At 66.6% G+C, this 14533-nt stretch carries 12 protein-coding genes; 6 read left to right on the plus strand and 6 right to left on the minus strand.

Going from position 1 to position 14533, the window contains the following annotated elements; translation table 11 throughout:
• Positions 1-21: 21 nt before the first annotated feature.
• From QGG75_14180 to QGG75_14190, 3 genes are read right to left on the minus strand one after another with little or no spacing between them, the layout of a single operon-like run.
• Positions 22-2328 (minus strand): xanthine dehydrogenase family protein molybdopterin-binding subunit, encoded by a 2307-nt coding sequence (locus tag QGG75_14180; GenBank protein ID MDP6068381.1) that lies wholly within the window; start codon positions 2326-2328, stop codon positions 22-24.
• Positions 2325-3998 carry a hydantoinase B/oxoprolinase family protein gene (locus QGG75_14185; GenBank protein ID MDP6068382.1) on the minus strand — a complete coding sequence of 558 codons (1674 nt, stop codon included), beginning with the start codon at positions 3996-3998 and terminating at the stop codon, positions 2325-2327. Before QGG75_14185 ends, QGG75_14180 begins: the two co-directional genes overlap by 4 nt.
• Positions 3995-6070, minus strand: coding sequence for a hydantoinase/oxoprolinase family protein (locus QGG75_14190; protein ID MDP6068383.1), 2076 nt, complete (start codon positions 6068-6070; stop codon positions 3995-3997). Before QGG75_14190 ends, QGG75_14185 begins: the two co-directional genes overlap by 4 nt.
• 250 nt (positions 6071-6320) lie before the next feature.
• On the opposite strand from QGG75_14190, the gene QGG75_14195 reads away from it, so the two are divergent.
• Positions 6321-6995, plus strand: a complete 675-nt coding sequence (locus QGG75_14195) for a transposase (GenBank protein ID MDP6068384.1) — start codon at positions 6321-6323, stop codon at positions 6993-6995.
• 127 nt (positions 6996-7122) lie between these two features.
• Here the strand turns inward: QGG75_14195 and QGG75_14200 are convergent, their stop codons facing one another.
• A complete protein-coding gene (locus tag QGG75_14200; protein ID MDP6068385.1) occupies positions 7123-7482 on the minus strand; it encodes a rhodanese-like domain-containing protein in 360 nt (119 codons plus the stop codon).
• Positions 7483-7665: 183 nt separating this feature from the next.
• Between QGG75_14200 and QGG75_14205 the strand changes: the two genes are divergently transcribed.
• The 5 genes from QGG75_14205 to QGG75_14225 are packed head-to-tail and all read left to right on the plus strand — an operon-like array spanning position 7666 to position 12354.
• Positions 7666-8985, plus strand: a complete 1320-nt coding sequence (locus tag QGG75_14205) for a UbiD family decarboxylase (protein MDP6068386.1) — start codon at positions 7666-7668, stop codon at positions 8983-8985.
• 18 nt (positions 8986-9003) lie between these two features.
• Positions 9004-9780: an ABC transporter ATP-binding protein gene (locus QGG75_14210; GenBank protein MDP6068387.1), complete on the plus strand. Its 777-nt coding sequence runs from the start codon at positions 9004-9006 to the stop codon at positions 9778-9780.
• The gene (locus tag QGG75_14215) at positions 9777-10484 is read left to right on the plus strand and encodes an ABC transporter ATP-binding protein (GenBank protein MDP6068388.1); all 708 of its coding nucleotides are present in this window, start codon (positions 9777-9779) and stop codon (positions 10482-10484) included. Before QGG75_14210 ends, QGG75_14215 begins: the two co-directional genes overlap by 4 nt.
• A gap of 38 nt (positions 10485-10522) precedes the next feature.
• Positions 10523-11386, plus strand: coding sequence for a branched-chain amino acid ABC transporter permease (locus QGG75_14220; GenBank protein ID MDP6068389.1), 864 nt, complete (start codon positions 10523-10525; stop codon positions 11384-11386).
• Positions 11386-12354, plus strand: a complete 969-nt coding sequence (locus QGG75_14225; GenBank protein MDP6068390.1) for a branched-chain amino acid ABC transporter permease — start codon at positions 11386-11388, stop codon at positions 12352-12354. Before QGG75_14220 ends, QGG75_14225 begins: the two co-directional genes overlap by 1 nt.
• Before the next feature lie 58 nt (positions 12355-12412).
• Here the strand turns inward: QGG75_14225 and QGG75_14230 are convergent, their stop codons facing one another.
• Both QGG75_14230 and QGG75_14235 read right to left on the minus strand, forming a co-directional pair.
• A complete protein-coding gene (locus QGG75_14230) occupies positions 12413-13633 on the minus strand; it encodes an ABC transporter substrate-binding protein (protein ID MDP6068391.1) in 1221 nt (406 codons plus the stop codon).
• Positions 13634-13800: 167 nt separating this feature from the next.
• On the minus strand, positions 13801-14253 hold the full coding sequence (locus QGG75_14235; protein MDP6068392.1) for a MucR family transcriptional regulator: 453 nt from the start codon (positions 14251-14253) through the stop codon (positions 13801-13803).
• Positions 14254-14533: the final 280 nt, after the last annotated feature.

The raw sequence follows: 14533 nt of genomic DNA on the forward strand, positions 1-14533 counted from the left end.
CTTACTGAAAAATAAAAGTTTTTAGGCCTCTCCGGCGCCCGCCCACCGTATCGCCTGCCAGATGCGCTGGGGCGTCGCCGGCATCTGCAGGTCCTTGACGCCCAAAGGCGCCAGGGCATCGTCGACGGCGTTGATGACGGCGGCCAGGGCGCCGATGGTGCCGGCTTCGCCGACGCCCTTGACGGCCAGCGAATTGGTGGCACACGGCGTCGGCGCGAAGTCGAGCGTATAGCTCGGCACGTCGTCGGCGCGGGGCAGGGCGTAGTCGATGAAGCTTGCGGTCAGCACCTGGCCCTCGGCGTCGTAGCGCAAGTCTTCCAGCAGCGCCTGGCCGATGCCCTGGCCGACGCCGCCGTGGACCTGGCCGGCCACCAGCCTGGGATTGAGCACGGTACCGAAGTCGCCGACCACATGATAGCCGACGATGGCCACGAAGCCGGTTTCGCGGTCGATCTCGACCTCGCAGACGTGGGCGCCGTTGGGGTAGGTGGCGACGGCGGAGGTCGACGTCGCGGCGTCGTCGAGGGTGCCCGGGTCGTCGATGCGGCTGGCGAGATCGAGAATACCGAGCTCAAGATCCGTGCCCTGGACGCGAAAGCGGCCTTCCTCGAACACCAGGTCGGCCTCGGCCACCTCGAGCTGGTCGGCGGCCAGCGGCCGGGCCCGGGTGATGACGCGATGGCTGGCCTCGGCGATGGCCGTGCCCGCCAGCATCGCGGTCTTGGAGCCCCACGAGCCGCTGCCGGCCTCGAGTTCGTCGCTGTCGCCCTGGACGAAGTCGACGTCGTCGGGCGCCAGGCCGAGACGCTCGGAAAGCAGCTGCAGCATGGTCGTCTTGTGACCCTGACCCTGATCCTGGCTGCCCAGTTTCAGGCGCACCCGGCGCCCCGGCAGGAATTCGATGCCGGCCCATTCCGGCGGCCCGTTCGAGGTCACCTCGACGTAGGCCGAAAGACCGATGCCGCGCAGCAGGCCGCGGCTCTCGGAGTGTCGCCGTCGTGTCTCGAAGCCGGTCCAGTCGCCGAGCTCCAGCGCCCGCTCGAGGACCGCGGGAAAATCGCCGCTGTCGTAATGGTGGCCCAGCGGATTGACATACGGCATGGCGCTGGCCGGCACCAGGTTGCGCCGCCGGATTTTCTCGCGCCCCAGGCCCATCTGGCGGGCTGCCACGTCGATGGTGCGGTTCATCAGGTAGGCGCCCTCGGGCTGCCCGGCACCGCGGAAGGCATCGACCCACGAGGTGTGGGTGAAGACGCCGCGCACCCGCACATGCATCGCCGGCACATGGTAGGGCCCGGTCATGGTGCGGGCCGAGCCGCCCGATGCCACGTGCAGCGCGAAGGCCGAAACATAGGCACCCAAATCGGCCACCGTCTCCAGGCGGAGGGCCAGGAAATGGCCCTCGGCATCGAGCGCCAGGGTGACGTGGCTGACCTGGGCCCGGGCGTGGGCATCGGAAAGAAAGGCTTCGTCGCGCCCGGACACCCACTTGACGGGCCGGCCCAGCCGCTTGGCGGCCCAGCAGACCAGCCCGTATTCGGGATAAAGGTAGCCCTTGGTGCCGAAGCCGCCGCCGACGTCGGGGGTAATCACCCTGAGCCGGTCGGGCTCGATGCGCAGCACCTGCTCGGCCAGACAGGCGCGTATGCCCATCACGTCCTGGCCCGAGAGGTGCAGCGTATAGCGGCCGCTGGCGGCGTCGTAATCGCCGATGGCGCCGCGCGGCTCCAGCGGGCAGCCTGTGATGCGCTGGTTCTCCAGCCTGACCCGAACCACCTTGTGGGCGGCGGCCAGCGCGGCATCGACGGCGGCTCGGTCGCCGTCCTCGTAATCGAGGCCGAGGTTGCCGGCAACTTCGGACCAGACCTGAGGTGCCCCGGGCTCGAGCGCCGCCTCGGCATCCGAGCAGGCGGGCAGGGGCTGGTAGTCGATGGCCATCAGCTCGGCCGCGTCGCGCGCGCCGGCCAGGCTCTCGGCCACCACCAGGGCCACCGGATCGCCGACGCAGCGCGCCACTTCGGCCACCAGCACCGGCCGTTCGGTGATGTGGGCGGGGCTGCCGTCGCGGTTGACCTGGGGCGTGATCGAGACGATGCCGCCGAGCCCGTCGGCCGCCGCCTGGGCGCCCGTCAGAACCGCCAGTACGCCGGGCTGGGCCAGCGCCTCGGCGTGTTCGATGGCGCCGATGCGGGCGTGGGCGTGGGGCGAGCGCACGACCCAGCCGTAGGCCTGATGGGCCAGCGCGATGTCGTCGAGGAAGCAGCCCTCGCCGCGCAGAAGCCGTGGATCCTCGAGCCGGGTGACCGGCTGGCCGACGCCGAATTTCATGGCTTTGGTTTCCCGTAGTCGCGCCCTGCCGCTGCCGGCGAGATTAGCTGATCCGCCACGTCATCCGCCAGTCGCCCCGGGTCGCGCGCCAGGGCGTCACCGAAGCCGCCGCCACCCGGCAGCTCGAGTCGCACCCGGTCGTCGCCGGCGATGTATTGGATACCCTTGGCCGCCAAAGGCTTTCCCGAGGCCAGGCCGACGGCGCCGGCCGCCCCGTCGCCGCCGCCGTCACGGCCGCGGGCCGGGTTGTCGACCCGGTCGAACATGGCCGAGATGGCGAAGGGGGCGCCGCTGCTGCCGATCTCGATGCTCTGGCCCAGGCCGCCGCGGTGTTCGCCGGGGCCCGCCGAATCGGGCCTGAGTTCCTTTTTCCAGACCACCACGGGCGCCCGGGTCTCGACGATCTCGCTGGACATGGCGCGCACGCCTGAGGGAAAGGCGGTGGCGTTCATGCCGTCGAGCGCCGGCCGGCCGCCCGAGCCGCCGCTATTGAAAAACAAGATCTCGTAGCGTTCAGGCGTCTCGCCGCCAGCGTGCCCCACCACCGCCGAGACCTCGGGGCCGCCGCGCAACTGAACCCCCCAGAGGCAAGCCGCGCCCTCGGCCGGGACTTGACCGGGCAGCGCCTGGGCCAGGCAGCCCATGACCACGTCGGGCAGGAACTGGCCGATGATGTGGCGCGCCGAAACGGGCTTGGGCCGGGTGGCGTTGACGATGCAGTCCTCGGGCGCGGTGATGACGATGGGGGCCAGCGAGCCGGCGTTGTTGGGCACCTCGGGCGCCACCACGCAGCGCACGCCGAAGGCCGAATAGGCCTTGCAGTAGTTGAGCACCACGTTGATGCCGTTGGCGCTGGCCGGGCTGGAGCCGGTGTAGTCGATCAGCACGTGGCGATCCTCGATGGTCAGGCTGCACACCAGCTCGATGGCCTGGCCGAAACCGTCGAGGCGCAGCCGGTTGCGAAAGGTGCCGTTGGGCAGTGCCGCGATGGCGGCCTCGGTGGCGGCCCGCGAGCGCTCGATGATGGTGTCGGCCAGGGCATCGAGGTCGGCAAGGCCGAACTCGCGCATCATCAGGACCAACTGGGCGGCGGCCGTTTCGGTACTGGTGACGTAGGACAGAATATCGCCCTCGACTTCGTCCGGCGTGCGCACGTTCCAGCGGATCAGCTCCATCAGATCCTGGTTGATGATGCCGCCGCGGGCCAGGTGCAGGATGGGGATATAGAGCCCTTCCTCGTAGACCGAATGGCCGTCCGGCACCTGGCCCAGGCCGCCGATGTCGACCTGGTGGCAGGTGCAGGCGAAGAGCGCCACGATGCGGCCCTCGAGGAAGGCCGGCGAGACCACGGTGATGTCGTGCAGGTGGCCCGATCCCTGCCAGGGGTCGTTCGAGATGAAATGATCGCCCGGCTTCATGGTGCCCGGCGGGTGCTTGGCCAGGAAGTGGATCACCGCCTCGGCCATGGAATTGACGTGCCCGGGCGTGCCGGTGACGGCCTGGGCCATCATGCGGCCCCGGGTGTCGAAGATGCCGGCCGAAAGGTCGCCGGCTTCGCGCACCACCGGGCTGAAGGCGGTGGCCATCAGGGTGCGGGCCTGCTCCTCGACCAGGGCCAGGAGCCGCGTCCACATGACCTGGCGGCGGATGTCGTCGAGTGCTTCCGTCATGCCGGGCTCCGTCTTTCCAGCACTATGTGGCCGGCACTGTTGAGGCCGGCGGTGAAAGCGGCCGTGACCACCGTGGTGGTCTGATCCTCGACGATCACCGCCGGGCCCGAAAGCTCCATGCCGGGGGCGAGCTGGTGGCGCAGATAGACGGGCACGGCGGAAAACGCGCCGGCGGCGCCAGCGAAAAGCTGGCGCTTGTGGTCGGCATCGGGTGGTGCCAGGGGGGCCACCGGCTGGGCCGGGGGGCTGGCGCTGCCGGCGGCCACGAGCTCCAGGCCCCAGCTCATGACTTCGACGTCGACGCCCTCCATGAGGCGGCCGTAGCGCACCAGATAGGCCCGGTCGTAAGCCTGGCGCAAGAGCTCGCCTGCCCCGTCGCCAAGCTCGCCGGCCGGCACTTCGACGGCGATCTCGTGGCCCTGGCCGACATAGCGCATGTAGCCGAAGCGGGCCTCCGCAGGCCTCGCCCCCGGGGCGCCGCGCGCCACCACGGCCCGGGATTCGCTGCTCATGGCGGCGAACATGGCGTTCAACGCCGCCGCGTCCAGGCTGCCCAGGCGCTGGTAGTTGGTGCGCGCCACCTGAAAGGCCACAGGCGCGCGCAAAAATCCGATGGCCGAGCCGACGCCGGCGGCCAGCGGCACCACGATGCGGGCGATGCCGAGCTTTTCGGCCAGGCGGGCGGCGTGGATGGGGGCCGAGCCGCCGAAGGCGATGAGGGTGCGGCCGGCCAGGCTCTTGCCGCGCTCCACGGCGTGCTCGCGGGCCGCGTTGGCCATGTTCTCGTCGACGATCTCGGCGATGCCGAAGGCCGCGGACAGGGAGTCCCCAAGGCTGGCCAGGCCGCTTTTCAGGGCGGCGCTGGCGGCTTCGGCGTCGAGTACCATGGTGCCGCCGGCAAAGTGCATGGGATCGATGCGGCCAAGCTCGACGTTGGCGTCGGTCACCGTGGGCTGGCTGCCGCCGCGGCCGTAGCTTGCCGGGCCGGGCTCGGCACCGGCGCTCTGGGGCCCCACCTGGATGCGTTGCAGGGCATCGAGCCGTGCAATGGAGCCGCCGCCGGCGCCGATCTCGACCATCTCGATGACGGGAATGCGCAAGGGCAGGCCGCTGCCCGCCTTGAAGCGGTACTCACGCGCCACCTCCATGTCGCGCGACATCTGCGGCCGGGCCTCGTCGACCAGGCAGATCTTGGCCGTGGTGCCGCCCATGTCGAAGGAGACGACCTCGTGGAAGCCGCATTGGCGGGCCACGTCGGCGGCCAGGATGGCGCCGCCGGCGGGACCGGATTCGACCAGCCGCACGGGGAAGCGCCGCGCCGTTTCGAGTTCGCACACCCCGCCCGAGGAAAGCATGAGAAAGAGCGGTGCCGCGAACCCGGCGGCGTCGAGGCCGTGCCGCAGGCGCTCGAGATATCCCGCCACCAGCGGCTGCACGTAGGCGTTGGCGGCGGTGGTGGAGAAGCGCTCGTATTCACGGATTTCCGGCGATACTTGCGATGACAGGCTGAGCCAGAGCCCAGGCAGCGCTCGGCTCAGCACCTCGGCCGCCAGCTCTTCGTGGTCGGGATGGGCGAAGCTGTGCAAAAAGGCGATGGCCAGGCTTTCGCTGCCGGCGGCCTCGATCCGGGGCACCAGGGCTTCGAGATCGGCCGCCTCGAGCGGCCGCAGCACCCGGCCGTCGGCGCCGACGCGTTCGCGCACCACGAAGCGGTGGCGCCTGGGGATCAGCGGCGGCGGCTTTTGCATGCCCAGGTCGTATTGCTCGAAGCGGCTTTCCGTGCCCATCTCCAGGACGTCACGGAAGCCTTCGGTGGTGAGCAGCGCGGTGCGCGCGCCGGAACGCTCGATCAGGGCATTGGTGGCCAGCGTCGTGCCGTGAATGATGAGGCCGACTTCCGGGGGTTCCACGCCGGCCCGGCGGGTGGCTTCGTCGAGCGCCGCCAGGACCCCGTTCTCGGCTGCCTCGGGCGTGGTCAGCACCTTGGCGGTGACGCATTGCCGACCGTCTTCCAGGGCCACGTCGGTGAAGGTGCCGCCGATGTCGACACCGATTCTGATGGCTTTTCGCATGGCGCGGCGGGGACCTCTGGTTGGCGCCCGGCATCCTTGACCGGGGCCGCGGAAAGGTCAAACCAAGAAGGCGCGGTCCAGGATTCAGCCACGCCTGTGAAATTGGTCCCTGTCCCCGAATCTCCCGGGGACGCCGGGTTTCGGGGACAGGGACCTAACTCGCGACGATTGTGGGGGCGGAAAATCGCTCTAAACCTTTCATAGGACCTGTTGAAAGTGTGGAAGTTCATTTCGAACAGGGGAGACTGTCATGGCGAGACAGGCACGCATCGTCGCAGCGGGCTGGCCGCACCACGTCATTCAGCGTGGCAACCGGCGCCAGCAGGTGTTTTTCGAGGACCGCGACTATCAGGCCTACCGTTGGCACTTGGGTGAGGCCTGCCAACGCTTCGGCGTCGCTGTTTGGGCCTATTGCTTGATGCCCAACCACGTCCATCTGGTGCTGGTGCCGGAAAGCCAAGCGGCCCTGGGCCGAAGCGTCGGCATCACCCACCACCGTTATACCCGGCGCATCAACCACCGCCTCGGCTGGTGCGGGCATCTGTGGCAGGATCGCTTCAAATCCACTGTGATGGACCAGGGCTACTTGCTGACTGCTGTGCGTTATGTCGAGCTCAATCCGGTGCGTGCCGGCCTAGTCGCGGAGCCCGCGGCCTGGCCCTGGAGCAGTGCTCGCCACCACCTTGGTGTCAGGCGAGAGGGCTTGCTGGCGGCCGGGCCGCTGGACGATCTTGTCGAGGACTGGCAGGCCTACCTGACGGGGCCGGCGGAGCCCGGCCAAACTGAAGCCCTGCGCCTACATACGCGCACCGGTCGGCCGTTGGGTTCGGAATCCGCCGTCGCCGCCTTGGAGCGGCAATTTGGCCGCCCATTGCGCCCCCAGCCCCCCGGGCCGCGCCCGGCAGAAGAGGCAAGCGGCCCTTGAGGCCGCCCCTGAAATAGGTCCCTGTCCCCGAAACTCCTCGTTCTCAGGAGTTTCGGGGACAGGGACCTATTTCACAAAGGTCAAACCAAGACGGCGCTGCCATCTAAGTGGCCTCGGGAGGGGTCGTTTAGGCTGCTCGGGCGGTTTCGAACCCGGCCTGCTTCCAAGCCTCGAGGCCGCCCTTGAGGTGGATGGCCTGTTTGTGACCATGGCGCAGCAGCGCGTTGCCCACCTTGGCCGAGCGCACGCCGATGGCGCAGATCAGCACCACCGGCAGGCCCCAGTTGGCGGGAAATTCGCTGAGGTCGTAGCCCGACAGCGGAAAGAGCGCCGAGCCCTCGATGTGCTCAAGAGCAAATTCACCGGCCTCGCGCACGTCGACCACCACGGCAGCACCCTCCATCAGCCAACATTCCAGGGTCGCGGCATCGATCTCGGTCAACCTCGGGTCGGGGATAGCATCGGCGTGGATGCTGGCAACGGTCATGGCTGGGCTCTCGTTCGGGCGATTTTTCCAAATTTCGTAACGCTCAATTGGTAATTTCGGAAATGATTTGTGGTTTGTCAAGCAATATGAAATTTTTTGTGTAGAAATAAATTAAACACAGAAATATAATGTAAAAATACCTCGCCGCACCAACCCGGCTATGCTGTGGGCAGGAGGTGCGGCATGCGTGATTATCTTTCGGCGCTGGAGCGAGAGGGCGAGGTGCGCCGCGTCAGGCGCGAGGTCGATCCCCGTCACGAACTGGCGGCGGTGATCCAGGCCTGGCAAAACGAAAGCGAGGCGGCGCTGTTGTTCGAGCGCGTGCGCGGCAACGCCATGCCGGTGGCCGCCAACCTCTATGGCAGCCGCCGCCGGCTGGCGCGCCTCATCGGCGCGGATGATGGCAACTTCTGCCGCCGCTGGGTGGCGCTCACGGCGGGCCTGGACGAAATCGTGGCGACAGAGCCGGGCGCGGCCGGGCCGCTGGTCTCGGGCCGTATCGGCGAGTTACCCGCGATTACCTATTACGAACGTGACGCCGGGCCCTATCTTACCTCGGCCGTCTTTCTTGCCCGCGAGCCCGAGAGCGGCGTCCCCAATCTTTCCTTCCACCGCGCCCAGCTGGTTTCGGACCACGAGCTGCGGGTGCGGCTGGGCCCCAGCCACGACCTGGCCAAATACCAGGCCACGGCCGAGGCCCAAGGCCAAGCCTTGGAGGCGGCCCTGCTGATCGGCGCGCCGCCCGAGGTGTTCCTGGCGGCGGCGGCCTCGCTGCCCCTCGAGGACGACGAGATGCGGGCCGCCGCGGCCATTAATGGTGGCCCCATCGCGGTGCGCCCTTGCCGCACCATCGACCTTGAGGTGCCGCTGGCCAGCGAGATCGTCATCGAAGGCCGCTTCCTGCCCGGCCAGCGCCGGCCCGAGGGGCCGTTCGCCGAATTCATGGGCTACTACGTGCCCGTGGGCGATAACGCCGTCTTCGAGGTGCGGAACGTGAGTTGGCGTGAGCGCGCCACTTTCCAGGCGCTGCTCTGCGGTTCGGCAGACGACTACCGGCTGCTGGAGACGGCCGTTGCCGCGCGCATCTATCGCCACTTGACGGAGAGCGCAAAGCTACCCGGCATCATCGACGTAAGCTGCCAGCCGACGCTCCTCAACACCGTGGTGCAAATCGACAAGCAGTCGCCCGACCACCCCCGCGAGGTGGCCCTGGCGGCCTTCGCCGCCCACCCCGATTACAGCAAAATGTGCGTGGTGGTGGATCGCGACGTAGATCTCTACAATATGAGCCAAGCGATGTGGGCCTACCTGACGCGCGGTCGTGCCGATACCAGGGCTTTCATCATCGAAAACGTTCCCGGGTTTTACCGGGACGAGCACAGGGACCACTGGGGACGGTTGGCGATCGATGCCACCAAACCATGGGGACGCGAGGCCGAGTTCGAGAGGACTCGCATCCCGGGGGTGGAGCGGGTGAGGCTGAGTGACTATTTGTCTGAGTGAGCGAGCGGGCCGGGCGGCGTGATTTCGGTGCGCAACATACACAAGTCGTTTGGCGGCATCCACGCCGTCGACGACTGCTCGATCGAGGTCGAGAAGGGCACGATCACCGGCCTGATCGGCCCCAACGGCGCCGGCAAGACGACGCTTTTTACCATCATCACCGGTTTCATCAAGCCCGATGCCGGGCAGGTGCTGCTCGAAGACCACGACGTCACCGGCATGCAGCCACACCAGTTGTTCGCTCGCGGCCTGGTGCGCACCTTCCAGATCCCGCACGAATTCAACGGCCTGACGAGTTTGGAAAACCTCATGGTGGTGCCGGCCGGGCAGGACGGCGAGAACCTGCTCAAGGCCTGGTTCATGCCCGGCGCGGTGGCCCGGCGCGAAGCCGAGGTCAAGGCCCAGGCCGAGGAGGCGCTGGCCTTTCTCGGCCTCAACGAGGTGCGCGACGTGTTGGCCGGCAACCTCTCGGGCGGCCAGAAAAAGCTGGTCGAGCTGGGCCGCGCCATGATGTCGGGCGCCCGTGTGATACTGCTCGACGAGCCCGGCGCCGGCGTCAACCCGACACTCTTGAATCAACTGGGCGAAAAGATCCAGCGCCTCAATGCCGAGCGCGGCATCACGTTCTGCATCATCGAGCACAACATGGACATGATCGCCAAGCTTTGCGACCCGGTCATCGTCATGGCCTCGGGAACCGTGCTGACCAGCGGCCTGATGGCCGACATCCGCAAGGACGAACGCGTGCTGGAGGCCTATCTCGGCTCCTCCGAGACGGGGGACCCGGCGGCATGAGCATTCTGGCGCTCGAGGACGTCACCGCCGGCTACGGCTCCGACGCCCCCATTCTGCACGGCGTCTCGCTGAACCTCGAGGCCGGCGAGATCGTCTCCATCATCGGCCCCAACGGGGCCGGCAAGTCGACCGCCATGAAGGCCGTCTTCGGGCTTTTGCACATACATGGCGGCAAAGTCATGCTGGGCGACGAGGACATCTCCGGCGTGGCCACGGAAAAGGTGGTGGCCCGCGGCGTCAGCTTCGTGCCCCAGACCGAGAATGTCTTCCCCAATCTCAGCGTGCAGGAGAACCTGGAAATGGGGGCCTTCATTCTCGACGGTCCCCTCGACGACCGGCTCAACCATGTCTATGAACTGTTTCCGCCCTTGCTGGAGCGGCGCGACGCGCCGGCCGGCGTGCTCTCGGGTGGCCAGCGTCAGATGGTGGCCATGGGCCGGGCCTTGATGCTCGATCCCAAGGTGTTGTTGCTGGACGAGCCGACGGCCGGCCTCAGCCCCAAGTACGCCGAGGAGATCTTCGGCATGGTCAAGCACATCAACAGCAGTGGCACGCCGATCCTGATGGTCGAGCAGAATGCCAAGCAGGCCCTGGCCATTTCGCACCGCGGCTACGTGCTGGTCGACGGCCAAAACCGCCACGCCGGTACGGGCGCCGAACTGATCGCCGACCGCGAGGTGGCGGAAATGTTCCTCGGGGGGTAGTGGTGGACGGCTTTCTGGTCTTCTTTAATTTCTACCTGATGCCGGGCCTGGTGTTGGGTTCGATCTATGCCCTCGGTGCCATCGGCGTATCCTTGATCTTCGGCATCCTGCGCTTCGCCCATTTCGCCCACGGCGATTTGATGACTCTGGGCGCCTACCTGGCGCTCTCCCTGGTCGCCGGCCTGGGCCTCGGTCCCCTGGTGGCGTTGCCGCTGGCCATGATCGGCACTATCGTGATTTCGTTCGGCATAGACCGCCTGTTCTATAAGCCCTTCCGCGACAAATCGACCATCCTGTTGGTCATCGCCTCGTTCGGTGTGGCGCTGATGCTGCGCTCGCTGATCATGGTGATCTGGGGCGTCGATATCGAAACCTATTCGCAGGGCATCCAGCGCCCGCTGGTCTTCTTCGACACCGTCCGCATTGCCGAGCGCCATATCTGGATCATCGTTCTGACCATCGGGCTGATGCTGGGCGTGCACTGGATACTGACGCGGACGCGCATCGGCAAGGCCATGCGGGCGGTCAGCGATTCGCCCGAGCTGGCGCGCCTGGCCGGCATCTCCACCGAACGCGTGGTCCAGGCCACCTGGGTCATCGGTGGCGCCCTGGCGGCGGCGGCCGGCGTCTTCATCGGCTGGGATACCCAGTTGCAGTCGACCATGGGCTGGAACCTCTTGCTGCCGATCTTTGCCGCCACCATCTTGGGGGGCATCGGCCGGCCCTACGGCGCCATGGTCGGCGGCCTCATCATCGGCCTGGCCGAGGAGCTTTCCTCCTACCCCTGGATCGGCACCGAGCCCTTGTTGTCGCCCGGCTACAAGACGGGCATCGCCTTTGCCATCATGGTGGCCATGCTGATCTGGCGGCCCAGCGGTTTGTTCCGGGGGAGGGTCTACTGATGGATCAGTTCTTCGGCATTCTCAATTACCTGATGTTCCTCATCACCATGGCCGGCATCTATGGCGTCATGACGCTGGGTCTCAATTTGCAATGGGGCTTGACGGGGCTCTTTAACGTCGGCATTGCCGGTTTCTTCGCTATCGGCGCCTATGTCAGCGCCATCGTCACCACGGCCGAGACCAGCAAGCATCTGGGCGGCTACGACCTGCCTTTCGGGGCCGGGTTGGTGGTGGCCATGATCTGTTCGGGCCTGGTGGCCTGGGGCATCGGCCGCATCTGCATTCGCCTTCGCAGCGACTACCTGGCCATCGCCACCATCGGCATCGCCGAGATCCTGCGCCTGATCCTCAAGAACGAGGCCTGGGCGACCAATGGCTCGCGCGGTATCTCGAACATTCCCAGGCCGTTGGAAACCCTGCCCGAGCCCTGGGGACCGGTGGCCTACATGCTGCTGGTATTCGCCATCCTCATGGCCGCCTATTGGCTGCTGGAGCGCGGTCAGGATGCGCCCTGGGGCCGCGTCATGAAGGCCATCCGCGACAACGAGCTGGCGGCCCGGGCGGCGGGCAAGAACATCGAGCGCTTCCGCATCGAGGCCTTCATCATCGGCTCGGCCCTGATGGGCCTGGGCGGCGCCTTGATGGCCCATTTCTTCAAGTTCGTCGGACCCGAGGCAACCGATCCGCTGATGACCACCTTCCTGGTCTGGGTGATGCTGGTGGTCGGCGGCAGCGGCAACAACCGCGGCGCCATTCTGGGTGCCGTGGTGATCTGGACGCTGTGGTCGGCCACCGAAATCGTCACCTCGCGGTTCTCGGGCGAATGGGCCGTGCGCATACCTTTCATGCGCATGTTCCTGATCGGGCTGGTGCTGCAGGTGGTGCTGCAGAAATTCTCCCAGGGCCTGCTGCCGGAAAAACTTCCCGAAGGCCGCGCCGGGCAAAAGCCCGCCCCAGCCGACGACTAGCTTTTGGGCAAGAAAAATCCCTCCCGCCGAGGCGGGAGGGACCCTTTAGGTAACGCCGCTATTTGATGTCCAGCGGCGGGCCTTCCTTGAGCACTTTGCCCTGCACGGTCCACTCGGCGAAAACGCCGCTGACCTCCCCCTTGGCGTCGAACTCGTGGCTGCCGCTGACGCCTTCGTAGTTGATGGCCTTGCCGGCCTTGATCAGCTTGACGGCCTTGGCCCAGTCGCCGGGGCCGACCACTTCGCCGGGTGCGTTGGCGACTTTGCGCAGCGCGTCGCGCACCGACTTGCGGTCGGTCGAGCCGGCCTTCTGGATGGCCAGCCCAATAAGCATTACGGCGTCATAGGCCTGGTTGGTGTAGGCCGAGCCGAACTTGAAGGCCTTGCCGTCGCCGTACATGGACTTGAATTTGGCCAGCGAGGGATTCTCCGGCGAGGTCGGTATGGTGCCGAAGAAATGACCCTTCAGGTTGGCTGCCCCGAGGGCGTCGACCAGCGAGTCGGCTTTCATGCCGTCGGCGCCGACGAAGTTCTTGAAGAGGCCGCCTTCGAGGGCCTGCTTCATGATCGTCACGCCGGAGCCATCGGCCATGCCGATGAGCACCAGGGTGTCGGCGCCACCGGTGGCCAACGCCGCCAGTTCGGAGCGGTAGGACTGCTTCTTTTCTTCATGCACCTGGTCGCCGGCGATGGTGCCGCCACTGGCCTTGAAGGTGTCGCGGAAGGTGCCGGCCAGGCCGACGCCGTAGTCGTTGTTGATAAAGGTCAACGCCACTTTCTTGATGCCCTTCGAGAGCACCAGCTTGGCCAAGACGTAGCCCTGGAAGGCGTCGGATGGCGCCACCCGGAAGAGAAAGTCGTTATCCTTCAGGTCGGTGATCTCGGGCGAGGTCGAGGCCGGCGAAATCATCAGCACGTTGGCCGGTACGGCGACGTTGCTGGCGGCCGGGATGGTGGCGCCCGAGCACAGCGCGCCGACGATGGCGGTCACCTGCTCGATGTTGATCAGCTTGCTGGCGGCATCGACGGCGGTCTGCGAAGAACACGCGGTGTCGGCTTCGAGCAGGGCCGCCTTTTGGCCCAGGATGCCGCCGGCGGCATTGATCTCGGCCACGGCGGCACGCTCGACGGCGTTGATTTCCTTGACCAGGCTGACGATGGGGCCGGTGATGGCGCCCAGCGAGCCGATCTTGACGTCGGCCGCCGCCGGCGAGGCAGCGAGTAGCACCACAGCGGCGCAGGCAGCGGCCGTGGCCGCATGGCGGGTAAGCATCTTCATGAGTATCCTCCCTGTTGGGTCGTGGTGGCAGGGCCCTGCCTGGCACGGCCTGCCTGTTTTTTGCCGTAGCTTGTTTGCCGTCGGCAGATGAGCGGCCGGCGGCGCCAGCCTTGTTTCCTATGGTCGCCGTTTTTTGCCGCCTTGCCTATCCCTTTCTGGCGGCAGGTTTACGAACTGCCCTGGCTGTGGTCGCGCAGACCGCCGGGCCGGCTTTTTTGCCCCAAACCGATTTTCTTGGCGAATTCGGAGCGTTGCTTGGCGTAATTCGGGGCCACCATGGGGTAGTCCGCGGGCAGCCCCCATTTTGCCCGGTACTCGTTGGGACTCAAGTCGTAGGCCGAGCGCAGGTGGCGCTTCAGCATCTTGAGCTTCTTGCCGTCTTCCAGGCAGACGATGTAGTCGGGCGTGATCGAGCGCCGCACCGCCACCGCCGGTTCGGCCCGGGTTTCGGCTCCGGCCTCGCCAAGGCCGACGCTGCTCAGCGTCTGGTGGACGGTGCGGATAACCTCGGGAAGTTGTTCCGCCCCCACCGTGTTGTTGCTGACATAGGCGGCGGCAATGTCGGCCGCCATGTGCAGCAACTCCACGTTCGAGATCTCGACTTGATTCTCATCAACCATGACCAAAGTCCTCGCGGGTATCGTTAGGCCTGGTGCCAATCAAAATGGCGCTTTAACAATGAAGGCAGCACAACGCTTAAGAACGTGGCAAGAACTAAATCAATGCGCGGCATGTTACTTGTGCCACACCAAGGGATACTAACCGAAAAAACCCGCGAACTCACGCTGAGTCATCCCCGTACGCCGGCGGATCTCCTTGATATCGAGATACTGTGGGACATAAACGAGCGTGGTGCGGGGAGCTTTCTTCTCTCCCCTGGCAATGGCCAAGGCATCGCGC

It is taken from the genome of Alphaproteobacteria bacterium, from assembly GCA_030740435.1.
In the GTDB taxonomy this organism is placed as follows: domain Bacteria; phylum Pseudomonadota; class Alphaproteobacteria; order UBA2966; family UBA2966.